The organism is Sorangium sp. So ce693 (assembly GCF_051521375.1).
In the GTDB taxonomy this organism is placed as follows: Bacteria; Myxococcota_A; Polyangia; order Polyangiales; family Polyangiaceae; genus Sorangium; species Sorangium atrum.
This window is the reverse complement of sequence record NZ_CP150347.1, coordinates 12,119,942-12,134,445: the sequence shown is the minus strand read 5'-3', so window position 1 is coordinate 12,134,445 and position 14,504 is coordinate 12,119,942. Positions and strand designations below refer to the sequence as shown.

General features: G+C 69.1%; 12 protein-coding genes. 7 read left to right on the top strand and 5 right to left on the bottom strand.

The window, feature by feature from the left end; translation table 11 throughout:
* Positions 1-40 precede the first annotated feature (40 nt).
* On the top strand, positions 41-1,201 hold the full coding sequence (locus tag WMF14_RS45270; protein ID WP_437796755.1) for an epoxide hydrolase family protein: 1,161 nt from the start codon (positions 41-43) through the stop codon (positions 1,199-1,201).
* A gap of 116 nt (positions 1,202-1,317) precedes the next feature.
* Here the strand turns inward: WMF14_RS45270 and WMF14_RS45265 are convergent, their stop codons facing one another.
* From WMF14_RS45265 to WMF14_RS45250, 4 genes are all read right to left on the bottom strand, one after another.
* Complete coding sequence (locus WMF14_RS45265; protein ID WP_437326073.1) at positions 1,318-1,845, bottom strand: RDD family protein; 528 nt, start codon at positions 1,843-1,845, stop codon at positions 1,318-1,320.
* A gap of 212 nt (positions 1,846-2,057) precedes the next feature.
* A complete protein-coding gene (locus WMF14_RS45260) occupies positions 2,058-5,228 on the bottom strand; it encodes a hypothetical protein (protein ID WP_437796753.1) in 3,171 nt (1,056 codons plus the stop codon).
* A gap of 255 nt (positions 5,229-5,483) precedes the next feature.
* Positions 5,484-7,421, bottom strand: a complete 1,938-nt coding sequence (locus WMF14_RS45255) for an RICIN domain-containing protein (RefSeq protein WP_437796751.1) — start codon at positions 7,419-7,421, stop codon at positions 5,484-5,486.
* Positions 7,321-7,794 (bottom strand): transglutaminase N-terminal domain-containing protein, encoded by a 474-nt coding sequence (locus WMF14_RS45250; protein ID WP_437796749.1) that lies wholly within the window; start codon positions 7,792-7,794, stop codon positions 7,321-7,323. The genes WMF14_RS45255 and WMF14_RS45250 overlap by 101 nt, the downstream gene beginning before the upstream one ends.
* On the opposite strand from WMF14_RS45250, the gene WMF14_RS45245 reads away from it, so the two are divergent.
* From WMF14_RS45245 to WMF14_RS45225, 5 genes are all read left to right on the top strand, one after another.
* Positions 7,774-8,547 carry a hypothetical protein gene (locus tag WMF14_RS45245; protein ID WP_437796747.1) on the top strand — a complete coding sequence of 258 codons (774 nt, stop codon included), beginning with the start codon at positions 7,774-7,776 and terminating at the stop codon, positions 8,545-8,547. The two genes, WMF14_RS45250 and WMF14_RS45245, sit on opposite strands and share 21 nt — an antisense overlap.
* A 622-nt stretch (positions 8,548-9,169) precedes the next feature.
* Positions 9,170-9,565 (top strand): GFA family protein, encoded by a 396-nt coding sequence (locus tag WMF14_RS45240; protein ID WP_437804414.1) that lies wholly within the window; start codon positions 9,170-9,172, stop codon positions 9,563-9,565.
* Positions 9,459-10,979: a hypothetical protein gene (locus WMF14_RS45235; protein ID WP_437796745.1), complete on the top strand. Its 1,521-nt coding sequence runs from the start codon at positions 9,459-9,461 to the stop codon at positions 10,977-10,979. Before WMF14_RS45240 ends, WMF14_RS45235 begins: the two co-directional genes overlap by 107 nt.
* 66 nt (positions 10,980-11,045) lie before the next feature.
* A complete protein-coding gene (locus WMF14_RS45230; protein WP_437796743.1) occupies positions 11,046-11,696 on the top strand; it encodes an NAD-dependent epimerase/dehydratase family protein in 651 nt (216 codons plus the stop codon).
* A 154-nt stretch (positions 11,697-11,850) separates the two neighbouring features.
* Positions 11,851-12,438: a hypothetical protein gene (locus WMF14_RS45225; RefSeq protein WP_437796741.1), complete on the top strand. Its 588-nt coding sequence runs from the start codon at positions 11,851-11,853 to the stop codon at positions 12,436-12,438.
* A gap of 32 nt (positions 12,439-12,470) precedes the next feature.
* Here WMF14_RS45225 and WMF14_RS45220 read toward each other — a convergent pair whose 3' ends face one another.
* Positions 12,471-12,920, bottom strand: coding sequence for a DUF6640 family protein (locus tag WMF14_RS45220; RefSeq protein ID WP_437796740.1), 450 nt, complete (start codon positions 12,918-12,920; stop codon positions 12,471-12,473).
* A 489-nt stretch (positions 12,921-13,409) separates the two neighbouring features.
* On the opposite strand from WMF14_RS45220, the gene WMF14_RS45215 reads away from it, so the two are divergent.
* On the top strand, positions 13,410-14,483 hold the full coding sequence (locus tag WMF14_RS45215) for a lipase family protein (protein ID WP_437796738.1): 1,074 nt from the start codon (positions 13,410-13,412) through the stop codon (positions 14,481-14,483).
* Positions 14,484-14,504 lie beyond the last annotated feature (21 nt).

Below are 14,504 nucleotides of genomic sequence, written 5' to 3'. Positions count from 1 at the left end.
CCGGCTCGCACCGGCGAGCTCGACCACCCCGAGGACTCCCATGCACCGCGACTCCGAGATCCACCCCTTCCGCATCGACATTCCGCAAGCCGACATCGACGACCTGCGCGAACGCCTGGCGCGCACGCGCTGGCCGGCGCAGCTGCCGGGCGGAGACTGGGTGAGGGGCGTGCCGGTGGCCTACCTGCAGCGGCTGGCCGCGCACTGGCTGCACCAGTACGACTGGCGACGCTGCGAGGCCCACCTGAACAGCCGCCCGCAGTTCACCACCCGGATCGATGGCCAGACGATCCACTTCGTGCACCTGCGCTCGCCCGAGCCGGACGCGCAGCCCCTGTTGTTGCTGCACGGCTGGCCCGGCAGCTTTGCCGAGTTCGACCGCGTGGCGGACGCGCTGTCCGACCCGCGCCGCCACGGCGGCGACCCGTCGCAGGCTTTCCACCTGGTGATCCCATCGATCCCGGGTCACGGGTTCTCGATGCCGCTGGCCGACGCCGGCTGGAACCACGGCCGCTGTGCCCGTGCGCTGGCGGCGCTGATGCAGCGCCTGGGCTACACACGCTACGGCGTGCAAGGCGGCGACGTGGGCGCGTTCATCGCGGTGGAGCTGGGCCGCGTCGACAGCGAGCATGTCAGCGGCGTGCACTGCAATGCGCTGGTGACGTTTCCATCCGGCGACCCCGCCGAGCTGGAGGGCCTGACGGCCTCGGAGCAGCAGCGCCTGGAGCGGCTGCAGAACTTCCGCGACCGGATGATGGGCTTCGCGCACATCCAGGGCACGCGGCCGCAGACGCTCAGCTACGGGCTGCATGACTCGCCGGTGGGCCAGCTGGCCTGGATCGTCGAGAAGTTCAAGGAGTGGACCGATCCTGCTGCCGCGCTGCCGGAGGATGCGGTGGGCCTGGACGCGCTGCTGGACAACGTGAGCCTGTACTGGTTCACCGGCACCAGCGGCCCCTCGGCCAACCTGTACTATGAAGCCTTCAATGACCCATCCGCCTGGGCGCCCAAGCCGCGCGGCACCGTGCCCATGGCCGTGGCCGTGTCGCTGACGCAGGACGTGGCGGTGCGCCGGCTGGCCGAGCGCGACCACCACGTCGTGCGCTGGACCGAGCTGGCGCGCGGCGGGCATTTCCTGGCGACGGAGGCGCCCATGGCGCTGGCCGGCGATCTGCGGGAGTTCTTCGGTTCGCTGTCCTAGGGCCTTCCCGTCCACGCTCCTTGCGCGCCCACGCCGGCGGCGGGAGCCGGGCCGCGGGCCACGGCCTTTGGGTCCGTGATCGTGCAAAGCGCGCGGATGTTCGTTGTGCAACGGGCCTACTTGCTTCGGTCCAGCTTCACGACGCGTGTGCCCGCGATGTGATCATGCACGCAGCGCCGATCCTTGCGAAAGATGAACAACGGGTTGACGATGCTGAGGACGCCGCCCACGTACGGGATCAGAGCCACCAACGACATCGGCAGGAGCCGTCGCAAGGCGATCGTTCCGAAGGCCGCGGGCTTGCCGTCGCTGGCGTTGACGATCTGTATGCCCAGCGCCTTCTTGCCGATGGTCTGCGCGCTGCGGGCGAGGAACGTGCCGTGCAGCACCAGGGTGATCGCTAACCCCGCCAGCGCCCACAACAACGACTGCCAAAACGGCGGCTCGGAGATCTTCGGAAAGTCGCGATAGACACCGGCGAAATACTGCAGCGGGACGAAGATGATGATCGCCAGAACCCCGTCGATCATCGCTGCCCAGAAGCGCGACATGCGCGACGCGCTGCCATCGCGGGCTCGCTCCGAGTCAGCCATCGGCTCGATCGATGTCGGCGGTTGATACGGGTTGGGAGCGAATTGGGCCATGGCTCATGCAACGCCGACCGCAGCCCCGCGTCAATTGGCGACCACGGTTCCGACGATGGTGCCCTGCCGCCGCTGCTGGTCGACCATCGAGGGCGACGGCCACCTCTCTGCGTCGAAGTTGCGGGCGCCGCCTCGTCCGCCATGGTCCCCCGCGCCCCGCCGCGAGGGCTGTCCGGTTGGCGCAGGGGCAGAGCGCGACACCGGCGACGAAGCTAGGTGTCCGCCAGCAGCAAGCGCTCGGCGGCGTCGGCGTGCATTGCGCGGATGGCGTCCAGCCGAGCGCGCCACGCGGGGCTGTCTCGGAGTTGCTTCTCGACCTGCAGCGACAGCTCGGCAGCCGACAGCGCGGCGGCCAGTCCGCCATGCTGGATGAGCCAATCGATCAGGGAGGCGGCGAGCCCGGGATCCTTCAGCTTGCCGGTGGAGGGGATCCGACGCGCAGGCTGTTCGTCTACCAGGGCCAGATACTCCGACCATAGCTCCGTGGCGAACCTGACCTCGACGAGATCGACGTCGAGGATCTCCTTCAGCGAGGCGGCGGCCGTGAGGCGCAGGCCTGCAGCCTTCTGAGCCAGGCCGAGCGCGATCCGGAACGCCCGTGGCCTGGGCGCGAGCCGCGCCAGTCGAGCCAGTGCCCAGGTTTGACCGCCGCTCGCTGCTGCGACGAGCCGGGCCAGCGCCGCCTGCCAGTGGGGTAATCCGGCGTCGTCAGGGAGGCGGCTCAATGAGTCGACGGTCTGGACCAGGACGCGGCCGGAGGTGCGCGCCTCGGCGAGGAGCCTGGTAGCCAGACCAAGCCCTTCCGAGCACAGGTCATGCTGGGCGATGCAGACGCCCGCTGCCGTGGAAGCGATACGCTCGTCGCCGCATTCGACCAGCACCTCGGCCAAGGCCACGAAGCCACGGGCCACCGCGGGTCGCGCCTGCGACTCGTTCGGGAACAGGAGCATCGACCCGGGGTTGAGCAGCCGCCACGTATCCGGCGCCGTCGTGATGCCGTCGATCAGCACCTGTCGGACGTCGGCCTGGTCGACGAAGCGCAGCAACCCCGCCAGGATGTCCGGCCGGATGCTGGGGTGCAGGTCCTCGGACCGCCACGCCTCCATCAGGAGGTCGCGAGCCTCCACGGTCGCAGAGGCTGAGACCCTGTTGGCGGCGTTCTTGCGGTTGACCACCGCGCAGTCCTTCGACAGCAGCAGCGCACGGTACGGCGCCAGATCGAACGGACCGGGCATGCGCTCGGACAGCACGTTGAGGGCGCTCATCGCCGCGCGTCCCACAACGCCGGATCTTCGCGCGCGCTCCAGGAACAGCCGCCGGAGCTCGGTGGTCGGCGGAGCGATCCGGGCGCACCGCGCCAGGATCGCGGCGGCGACCGGCCCGGCCGCTCCCGGCAGCAGCTCGAGCAGCAGCGGCGCGTCCTCGACGCGGCCGATGGCCTTGACGCGCCTCGAGAGATCGAGGCTGGCGTCCCGTGCCACCCGCAGGAGATGCTGCGTGAAGCGCCTGCGCTGGGAGGGCGTCCACCGCCCGGGGGCCGATCGTGAGATCGCCGCCACCAGATCGGTCTTGTGGGGATCGGTGGTGTCGTCCCGATCCAGCAGCTCGTCGACCAGGGCAGTCTCCTTCAAGCTGATCTCCGGGACGTACCCCATCACCTCGTCCAGCGGCCCGCCGCAGGTGACCGGCTTGCGCGGAGGCCGCGGCGTCTTCGGTGTTCTTCCGAGGAGCAGGTCCAGGATGAGCCGCTCCGCCTCGGGCTCGTAGCGGCCGACCGCCACCGGTCCCAGCATGGGTGTGGTGCCGTCGAGGCGCACGCCCTCGTAGGCCGCATGGAGCTGGGCGGCGAGACCTTCGGCGATGCGCAGCGGGCTGGGCAGGTACTCCATGGCCGGCGGCTTGTGACCAGGCGCCGGCGCCTTGTCGACGCGCCAGCGCACCCGGGGATCCAGGCGAATTTGAACCAGGAGCCCGAGCAGCTGCGCCGCGCGCGGGATGTCGTCCCGGAGGATCGCGGCGCCGATGGCCTTGTGCACGGCCCGCTCGGCCTGGGCCAGGGTGGTTGCGTTCGACTCGCGCGACTGCACTGTCGTGAGCAGGGCGTCCCGATAGGTCTGCACCGGGATCTCCGAGACCTGACGATCGGACAGCTGGGCCAGCTCGGCCATGACCAGATGGCGGCTCGGGCCATGCCATGCCGGCTCCACCTCGGCGAGAACGGACGCGCAGGTCGCCGGGTCGGCGCCGCGGCGGAGCGAACGCACCAGCGCAACCATCCGCGCCGCGCGCTCACCCCGGTCCCTGGCCGCGCCCAGCGCCTCGTGCTCGGATCGCAGCTGGGCGAGGTCGAGGTGCTTCTCGATGGCCTGAAGCCGCTTGCGCCGGGTGTCCGGATCGACGGGAGGACTCAGGGCCGCCGCCGTGAGCCGCGCGACGCTCGCCGGTGGCATCGTGGCCAGCCGCGCCTCCATGCCACGACGGGGCGACCAGGCCGCCGTCGCGGCCTGTTCCAGCTCGGCGCCAAGAAGACGCTCGCGCTCGGTCAGGGGCAGGAAGCGGAAGAGCGGATCGGCGGAGGCGTCGAGGGGCTTGCACCGGTTCCGGAGCTCCAGCACATCGTCGGCCGGCAGCGTCGAGAGCGGCAGCGATCCGGAGGGAAGCGGAAAGTTGGCGAGAGAGACGGTCCAATCATTCCGGCGCAAGACCTCGAGCAGCTCGGCCGGGCAAGCCATCGCCAGGGCGTGGATCGCCCTCCCATCCAAGGCATCCCGCCGCACGAGCAGCGCCAGGGCCTCCCTCGGATATCGGGTGCAGAACAGCGTGGCCTCGTCCGCCGTGATCTTACGCCTCGTCGCCAGGGCCACGCGAAGGCCCCGCTCCGGCGCGCGCGCCACCAGCTCGCGCCACGCGGCCTCGTGCTCGGCCGCGTGATGTTCCAGCGTGTCGAGATCGCATGTCGCGAAGAGGCGTGTCGCGAGCCCCACGCCGTGCCTGGCGATGACCAGGGGAATGACCGCCGTTGCCTGGGCGACGAGACGGTGCCTCTGCATGATCATGACCACCCCGCGTGCCTCGCGGCGATTCCCCTCGCGCAGCACCTGGAGCAACGCTTCGTCCGACACCGGTACTCGGCGCGCCGAGGAGAGCGCAGCCCGGCGCATCATGGGGTCGCGTAGCGCCTCCTCGATGCGCGCCACGTCCCGACGATAGGTCGCCAGGTCCAGCGCCAGCCGCCGCTCGTCGCCGTCGCCCCCATCCAGCGCGGCCATGACTGAATCGGCCGTGGCCTGATCCCAGCCGCGGGCGAGCAGGGCAAGCGCCCGCCCCCGCTTCGCGAAGCTCAGGCTTCCGAGTCGACGGACCTCCGACAGCGGCTCCACCATGATCCGAGTCTAGACGAACGCGACGCGGACGAGGACCATCCGCTTGCCCGGTCGCAGGGCCGGGGCGGCGTGCTCCGGGCGCAGCCGTGCCTCGACGACGGCGGCGAGCGCTCGCCATGACGGGGGCGGGTCGTGTGCTCAGCTACGTGGCGTCGAACCGGAACGCCATCGGCTCCCACGTCGGGTCGCTGGCCGAGGCGCTCGACATCCGTCAGCAGCGCCGCGCCGGCCAATGTGGCAAGGGGCGCGCGCTCCTCAGCGCGGGAGGAAGAGCTGCTCGGGGAGCGCGGTGTTGCAGGGCTCCTGAACGATATGGGCATACCCCGCGGTGCTGGCATCCTCGACGCTCAGGCACTTCTGACTGTTCACGTTCATGATCGACCGATAAGCGCCCACCGGCCGCAGGACGAACTTCTGGTTGGGGTTGCCCGTGCAGGTGTATTGAATGAGCTCGGCACCGTCCTCGAGGCTCGAGTAATAGATGTCGAAGCAGAGCCCGCTGTGCTTCGGCTTGATGAACACGCTCCCGTCGGGGTCTCCCGTCGGGATGAGCTCGAAGCTCTGGTTGGGGTTGCCGGTCGCAGGCCATTGAATGATCGGCGAGAGCGGCGTCGTCTGCGAGTAGTAGACATCCATGTTGAGACCGCTGTTCTGGTTGGTGAAGGTCACCGCCGGGTTGGTGCTGCTCACGCTGCCGAAGTCCACGGTCGTGTCGAGCTTGGGGGAGACAGAGTATCCTTGAGGATGCGCCTGGACGTAAAAGAAATTCCAGTCGACATAGATCCCCTGGAGCACCTGGGTGTGCATGACGGAGAGCGGCACCTTGCCGTTGAACGAGCTCGGCGCGGAATAGACGGTCTGATACGTCGGCTGGAGGGTCGAGACCGCCAGGAACGGCAGCGTGTGGAGCGTCCCGGTCCACTGGTCGACGAGGTCGACGGGGTTCCAGTACGGATGGCCCTGCGCCGAGGTCATCCGGTAGCTCCAGGCCGACGTCAGCCCGGTGCTCTGATCGATCGCGGTGAAATCGGACAAGGACACTGTGGCGCTGTCCTGGAAGCTGCACGAGAAGCTGGCGCTGGCCGCGTCGGTGCCCCCCTGCGCGCCGACGCTGCAGCCGACAGAGCGCGTGAACGAGCTTTGCCCGTTCGGGGAGTTGGGCACGTGGGCGTACGGGCTCAGCGCCGTGCTGCCAGGCACGACGCTGACGTTCAGCTGCTGCTGGTAATAGCCCCGGTTGAAGTTGCTGTTCGTGTTCAGCGGTCCCGGGTTTGCTCCCGCGCCCACGCCGGTGATGACGATGAATTTGTTGTTGGGCGTGGTGGAAGCGACGAGCTCGACCTCGTAGCTCAGATCCAACGTCGCGACTTGCGAGGTGCCGGGGACGGTCCACCACGAGGAGCCGTTCACGATGAACTGGCGGTAGGTGCCTGGAGGGGCCGCGCTCGCGACGGAGAGGGCGAACGGCTGCACGACGGGCGCAGTCGCGAGCGTGCGGATGCGCGCCGCCACCTGGGCCGCGACCTCCTCGCGCGACGGACCTGCCGCGGGCGTGGCGCCCTCCACGGCCTGCTCGGCGTGCTCACGGCCCGACGCGCGCGCCGCCAGCTCCTCGGCGGGCAAGGTAGCGGCCTCGTGGCTCACCTTGAGCGTGGCGGAGGGGGACTTCACCACCGTCGTCTCGATGTTCCCGTAGAGCTTGATAGCGAACTTCGTTCCCCCGCGCGATGGCTCCACGATCGCCACGTCGCCCGCGACGCCGTAGCCGAACACCGCGGCCATGCGCGCCGAGTCGCGGACATTCTCGAAGACGAACGGGACCCCGGCCTCGCTCGCGGCCTCGACCAGCGACCGGTATGTCGCGAGGTCTGCCTCACCGAGCTGCTCCATGTCGGCGATCACCGCCCCCGTTCGGAGGAGGAGGTCGCTGCGCTCGGCGTCGTCGGAGCGGAGCGAGTCCAGAGCGCGCCGCGCCGAAGTCGCCTGGAGCTCGCCGGCGAGGTGGTGCAGGACCGGCGTCCTGTCCGCGGAGATCGGGGTCAGGGCGATGAACGCGGTGCGCGCGGCGGGCGCCACGGACGTCGTCGAGGCTTCATCGAACGGCTCGACGTCGGCGCTTCCGCAACCTTGTTGCAAGACTCCGAGGGCGAGCGTCGAGAGCGAGAACACCAGGCCGACTCTGGAACGGATCATGGACTCCTCCCTTGCGGCTCTCTTCGCCCAGGCGAGCGATCGAGCCGTCAGGTCCAGGAACGGCGGCCATCGGCATCGGTTTCGCGAAAGCGCAAAAAAGCCGGCAGCCCCGGCGGGCGAGCCCCGACGGCAGCGGGGGCACGCGCGCGCCGGGGGTCGTCCTGCGGCGCGCGCAGGAGGACAGGGGCGGCCTACCGCTGGCGCGCCCGCGGGATCGCGGCGCTAACCCGGGCGCTTCGTCCGCGGCGAGGATGAGGAGCGGCGCTGCGTCGTGGTGGCTCATGGATCGCGGCGTGAGCCGCACCTCGTTGTGGCCGATGGGAACGGGCTCCGCGTACGCGTAGCTGGTGACGTGCGTGGCGCGATACACCATGGTGAAGCGGCCCGGGCGCGCCCGAGCTTCGAGCATGACCCGGAGCGCCTCGGGCCTCGTGCTATTCTCGAGCGCGTGGGGCAGCCTACCCGCGTCGCGCCCGCTCTGATCCTGGTCGGGGTCTCCGCGTTTCTCGTCCTCACCGCGCTCGCCGCGGCGGCGTATCCGGGCGGCACCTTCTGCGACGCGAACGCGCCCGGCTACGAATTCTGGGGCAACTTCTTCTGCGACCTCACGCAGCCCGTGACCCAGCGCGGGGTGGAGAACACGCGCGCGCGCTCGCTCGCGCAGGCCTCGTTCGTCTGCTTTTCCCTCGCGCTCGTCCCGTTCTGGTGGGTTCACGGCGCCCTGCTCGGCGGCCGGCTCGGCGGCACGGTTCGGGTGTTCGGGCTGCTGTCCGCCGCCGGCACGAACCTGATCGCGTGGCTGCCGTCCGTGGTCTCGCCGCTGCTCCACGAAGTGTCGGTATTCGCCGCGACGATCCCCGGGCTGCTGGCGACGCTCCTGGGCGTGACCGGCGCGCTTGCACGGGGCAATGCGGGCGAAGGCCGCTCGTCACCATTGCGCTTCTCGGCGTGGCTCGGTGCGCTTTCGCTAGCGCTCGGCAGCGCAGACGCCGCGTACTACGCGTATGCGATCGCGGTGCCGGGCTGCTACGTCTTTTTGCCAGCGCTTCAGAAGCTCGCGGCGCTTTCGGTGATCGGGTGGATGGGCACGGTTGCGCGCGTGGGTGCCGCGCGTGGGGCGCGCTAGACGGGTCTACCCTATGGTACGGGACAGCATTTGAGCCTTGCGGCGCAGAGCCGATCCGTGAGACTTTCCGAGGGGGGGAGGTTACAAAGGGCGACGAGCTAGACGGACCTGGTCCGGCGGTTTTGGTTGGTCAATCGACTGATAGGTGGGCGGGCCGGGTATGGTGCATCAATGACTTTGCTTCTCCTCGGAGCGCTCACCGCCGGCGCAGGGCTGGGATGGTGGCTCTTGATGGAGTGGTTACGACATAGACCCGCCAACCTCACGCGTGGCACCCAGCACCTGGTGCTCCTGGGCCTTCCAGGCTGCTGGGTTTTTCTCGCAGGAGCTGCGGTGATCGTGATCGGCTTGATGAAGCTATGGGGCAAGAGATGATTTCTCCCTCAAGCTCTCGCGCGAGTTGCTCCTCATCTACCCGCGTGCAAGCCTCGCCGCCACGCTTTCCATGGCTCACGAGATTCTCGTCGATCTCTTCAAGAGCCACCCCGCGCTCGCCGCCGAAGTCCGAGGCGGCCCGCCGGCTCGAGCTTGACGCGCTCTCGGCCACGGCGCACGGCGAGGGCGAGGGCGAGGGCGAGCAGGGAACGACCATCGCGGCGCAATGGAAACCACTTCACTGCCCATGACACCTCGAATCGCATCCTGCAGCTGCGGCCAACTACAAGCGAGAACTGCTCGCGAGCCTGTTCGCGTTTCCGTGTGCCACTGTCTAGCGTGCCAGCGCCGTACCGGCAGCGTCTTCGGTGCTCAGGCTCGCTTCTCAAGCGAAGCAGTCACCATCGTCGGCGAGAGCGTCGAGTACGTCCGCGTCGGGGACGAAGGCACAAGAAGCACCTTCAGATTCTGTCCTCGCTGCGGTGCCACCGTCTACTACACCCTCGAAGGTCATCCAGAGTTCGTGGCGATACCCGTTGGCGCATTCGCCGATCCTGAGTTTCCAGCCCCAACGCTCTCGGTCTACGAGGAGCGCATGCACTCTTGGGTCAACATGCCCGCTGGCATCGAGCACATGGCATGATCCACGGAGCAGCTGGCTTCTGAAAGAACGAAGTTCTCCTGATCGCGGAGCAGCTGGCCGCTCCAGAGCGACCTCGGCGGCGCTCGTCGGGGTGTTCTGGTCGCTGGCGTTGCTCGCGCATGCTGCCGCCGCGATCGCAGCTTGGGCGCTGCTTCCCGGCGGCTTTCCCCTCCTTCACGCGCGTTTCCTCGCGAACCGCGCTCTGCCGGCGGTCGCGGTCGGGAGCGTGATCGCCGTCGGTGTTCTGGCCGCGCGACGGTCGACGGGCGCGCGTGTGTTGCTGTTGCTCTTTCCGGCGGCGTGGCTCGGGATTGCTCTGGCCGCGGGGACCATGTTCTCGGAGAGCGGCGGGACGGTCGCGTTCGGTGCCGGTTGTCTGGCGGTGGTCTTGTCGCTGGGCCTCGCGATGGCGTGGTGGCGGTTCGGGGTGCCGCCGCGGCTGACCTGGCTCGCTGCGCTGCCCGGTGTCGCTTTCGGTGCGGGGTTCGTGGCCGCGCAGCGGGCGCCGGAGCCTTCGACAGCTCCGTTTGCTGCGCCCGAAGTCGAGCCCGGCGGCGATCGCTGGACGCGATCGCTCGCTGGGCCCGCTTCGCTCGACGTGGCCCCGTGGCTTCGCGTGGTACCGGACTCGGGTGAGGTTTCGCTGCAGGCGGGTGCGGTGGGCATCGTCGTCGAGCCGCGGCTCGAGTTCATCTCGCGCTCGCCGGATCGCTTCTGGACGGTGTTCGCGCCCCTGCAATGGCGCGGCAACTCGCCCGCTCGTCGTTTCGAGCGCGCCGATCGCGAGCTCGCTGTGGACTACTCGGACGAAGGGAGCCTGCGCGTGAGGCTCACTTCGGATCAATCGGCCGCCATCGATGCACGAACCGCGCTTCAGGTGCCCGTGTTCTCGCACCTGAACTCCTTCACGCGCGTCTCAATCACCGGCCATCGCCGGCTCGGCTTGCGGTTCTCGCCTTGCCCCGAGGTCGTGGTCGAGGTGATCCACTTCGACTATCCGTTCGGCGCGCCCGCGCGCCTCGCGTACCTCGACGCCGGCGGCACGTTTCGCGTCGTTCAGGCGCGCGATGCCGAGAAGGGGCCGTTCACGACGCTCGGCGAAGGCCGGCTCGCCCGCGGCGAACCCCTGAGCGTCGCGCTCGTCGAGCAGGGAGAATCGCCACCCCGCGAGCTCGCGACGATCGTCTTCCGCGACTGGTCACGGCAGCTCTCGACGGAGCTCTCGCCCACCGCCGGCTGGGGCCTGCCGCAGAATGCGTTCGAGTTCGGGCTCGCCTCGAAGGCCCCTTCGTCCGCGGCCTACCTCACGCTCACTCTGGCCGGGACGAGCGTGGGGCGCGGCTGGGACAGCGTGGGTCACGCCGCCGGCAGCTACACGAATCGGATCGAGATCCGGCTGCCGCCGTCCAGGTGAAGGAAAGGGCACGCTCGCTCGTTCTAGGGTTTGCGCCGTCGGCACTTCGGGTCGAACATGGCGGCCATGAAGGTCATCGTTACCGGAACGACCGGCATGGTCGGCGAAGGCGTGATGCTCGCTTGTCTCGAGGATCCCACGGTCGAGCGGGTCCTGTCGGTGGCACGCCGGCCGTCGGGGCACGCGCACCCGAAGCTCGAGGAGTGCTTGATCCCCGACTTTCGCGAGCTCGGCGCCTTCGAAGCGCGGCTCTCGGGCTACGACGCGTGCTTCTACTGCGCCGGCGTGAGCTCGGTTGGCATGAGCGAAGCGGACTACACGGCGATCACGCACGATACGGTGCTCGCCTTCGCAACGGCGCTCGCGCGCCTCAATCCCGGCATGGTGCTCACGCACGTTTCGGGTGCGCACACCGACTCGAGCGAGCAGGGCCGGGTGATGTGGGCGCGCGTGAAGGGCAAGGCCGAGAACGCGCTGATGCGCCTACCCTTTCGCGGCGTTTACAACTTCCGGCCGGGCTTGATGACGCCGGTGCCGGGACAGAAGAACCTGAAGCGAGTCTACCGCTTCATGCTTCCGCTCGTCCCGCTCATGAAGCTCGTGCTCCCGGCCCTGAAGCTCGAAGAAGTGGAGCGCGCGATGGTGCGTTCCGTGACGAGCGGGGCGCCGAAGCAGGTGCTCGAGGTCGCCGACATCAAGGCGCTCGCTTCGGCGTAGCGCGCGCGCCCCACACCGGGATCAGCCGACCACGGCGCAGAGCGATCGTACGAAAAGCTCGGATTTTTCGAGCTTTCGGCGCGGAGCTGACGGCGAACGGTCGAGCTGGCGCTTTGGACGACGCGCTCCGGCGCCCGGTGATAGAACGACCGCCGTGAATCCGCACACGGACGCTGGCCCGGCGAGCAGCGACTACCTGGATCGGCTGATGCGTCGCGGGTCTTTCGAAGCCCTGTGGCCGCTCTTCGCCAAAGCCACGCGCCCCGCCAAAGAAATGACCGAGAGCTATTCGGCGCTCGAGCACCTGCGGCCCTTCCTGGCCAGCGCGCCGTGCCGGGTCATCCACGTCGGCGACGGCGCCCACGCCCGCACCGGGGCGTTGTTCGCGCTGAAGACGGAGGCTGAAAACGTCAGCGTCGATCCGGTGCTCAACGAGCCGCTGGTCGAGGCCTGGCGCACCAGATTCGGCATCCGCCGCTTCGCCTGGCAACGCGCCGACGTCTTCGCGGCCATCGAACGGCTCAACGCGCTGCCCGACATGCCCGTGCTCGTCACGTTCGTGCACGCCCACGTCCCCATCGACGATGTCCTCGCCCGGCTGCGCTGGAACGTCGCATACACGCTCGCCTGCTGCCAGCCAGGTCATCAGCTGAGCCAGCAGCACGACGTGCTCGCAGCCGGCGAGGACCCGTACGTGTTATCCAGCGGACGGCGCTTCCAGGTGCTCGCGCCGCGCGCGTGAGCGGAGTCGCCGTCTTTCTGCGATACGGCTCGTCAACTCTGCCGCACCGGGCCGCCCCGCGCCAGCGCGAGCGCCGCTCCGAGGAGGCCGAGAAGCACCACCGAGATCAGGATCTGTGCGGGCAGGCCCGCGATCGTGCCCTGTCCGGCGCGCTCCGGGTCGACGAAGGCGGTGCCGGGGAACAGGATGCTGCCCATCTGCGTGAGCCAGTAGAGCGCCCCGAACACCACCGCGACGCGCAGGCTGGCGCGGGCGTCCGCGGCTCTTCGCCAGGTGAAGGCGATGGCGCAGGCGCCGAGGGCCGTGCCGAGGAGCATGGTCTGGGCGTTGTGGAACTTGGCGTGCGGCGGCCACCTCGGATTGTAGATGTGCGTCTCGTTCCAGTCGGCGAGGTACGGCCCGGCGAGCGTCGCGAGGGCGACCACCGTGACGAGGATCCTGGACGCGAGGGGCGCCGGCGAGCGGGCGTCTTCCGTGGGCATGGCGGCAGCGTAGGCAGGCGCTGCCGCCGCGTCTGCACGGAAGGTGACGCACGGCCCGCTCGACGTGGCGCGACGTTGCGAACAACCCCCCATCGAGCGGCCGTCCCCAGGGCAAGACCGAGATCAGGGTCGGCTCGGCGCACGAGCGATGGGCGGCGCCTCGATCGTCCGGTTGAGGTGGGCGAGAATGGCGACGATCCCCTTGCGCTCCGAGATGTCGGCGACGATCGCGCAAAGGCCGCCACACGGGCGGGCAAAACCGTCCGCCCGTTCGACTCGACACAGCAGATCTGCCCACGACGAGCGAGGAGCGCGCCGCCCCGCACGGGTCACGCGGCGATCACCCCGTGTCCTCACCAGCTCGCGTTTGCCGCGGAGGAGGCCGGCTGTCATGGTGGATCCCGGGTTCGAAGGTGACGTCGAGCGAACCAGGCGTCGAGATGCGATATGGACTTCCAAAGCGCGCGGGCACCTGACTACCAGGCTTTCGTGGAAAACCTCGCAGGGGCGAGCCTTGAAGACGACATCAAGGAGATCTTCCGACGCAATATCCCGAGCGACGACGCCCTTGCCGGCGGTCTGCTCGAGGCAATCCCCGGGAGGTACGATCCCAAGATCGCGGCGCTCCTCGCCTCGGCGGCCGCGTGGGCGTACTCGGACGCCGACTCCATGGCCAGGATGCTGCGCGTCCGCGGTCTCCCCAACAACAGGACCGTGACCATCCACTGGAACAACGAAGGCGTCTTGCTGGATACCACCGCGCACGTCGTCCAGAGCGGGACCGGGAAGGTCGTAATCCTCTGCTTCAGCGGGACGCGCTTGACCAACCTCGTGCAGGTACTGGCGTCGGCGGACATGAGGTGGGACCCCTTCTTCTCCGCGGGATTGGTGCACGGCGGCTTCTTCCGCGCGTTCCTGGCGCTCTGGCCTTCTCTCAAGATCCTCCTCGAGGGCGCCATGCGGGGACACTCCATCTGCGACATGATACAGATGGACGCCGCCGGGCATCGCTGCCATACGCGCTTCGAGGAGGATGGCGCCCCGCGCCCCGCGCCGTGCGCCTCTCGGCCGGAGGGCGGTGGGGCGCTGGAGACGCTCTACATCACCGGGCATAGCTTCGGCGCAGCGCTCGCGGTCCTGGCCGCCGCGGCGATCCATACGGAGTCCGCCCTCGTCGCGCTCAAGGAGAAGCTTGGCGGCGTCTACACGTTCGGGCAGCCGATGGTCGGCGACGAGGTGTTCGCCGCCAATTTCTCCAAGATCTTCGGGGACCGCCTGTTCCGGCACGTCCAGAGGAACGACGTGATCCCCCGCCTGCCAGGGCGGATGAATGGACGGTTCGCCCATTTCGGATACGAGTATCGCTCGTCGGCCACGGGCTGGAAGCTGGCGGGCAAGGGCGCGACGCCACGCCAGACCATGTTCGGGGGGATCGCCACGCTGATCGGGATGCTGGGCTGGCTCTCAAATCTGCCAGTGCCTTATTCGATGGAGGATCACTTGCCGCTCCAGTACCTGCGCACCTCGATGCGCTCCGCCCCTGGCTCCGAGTTCCTCCCCTGAACGGTTGCCGCCGAGAGAGGC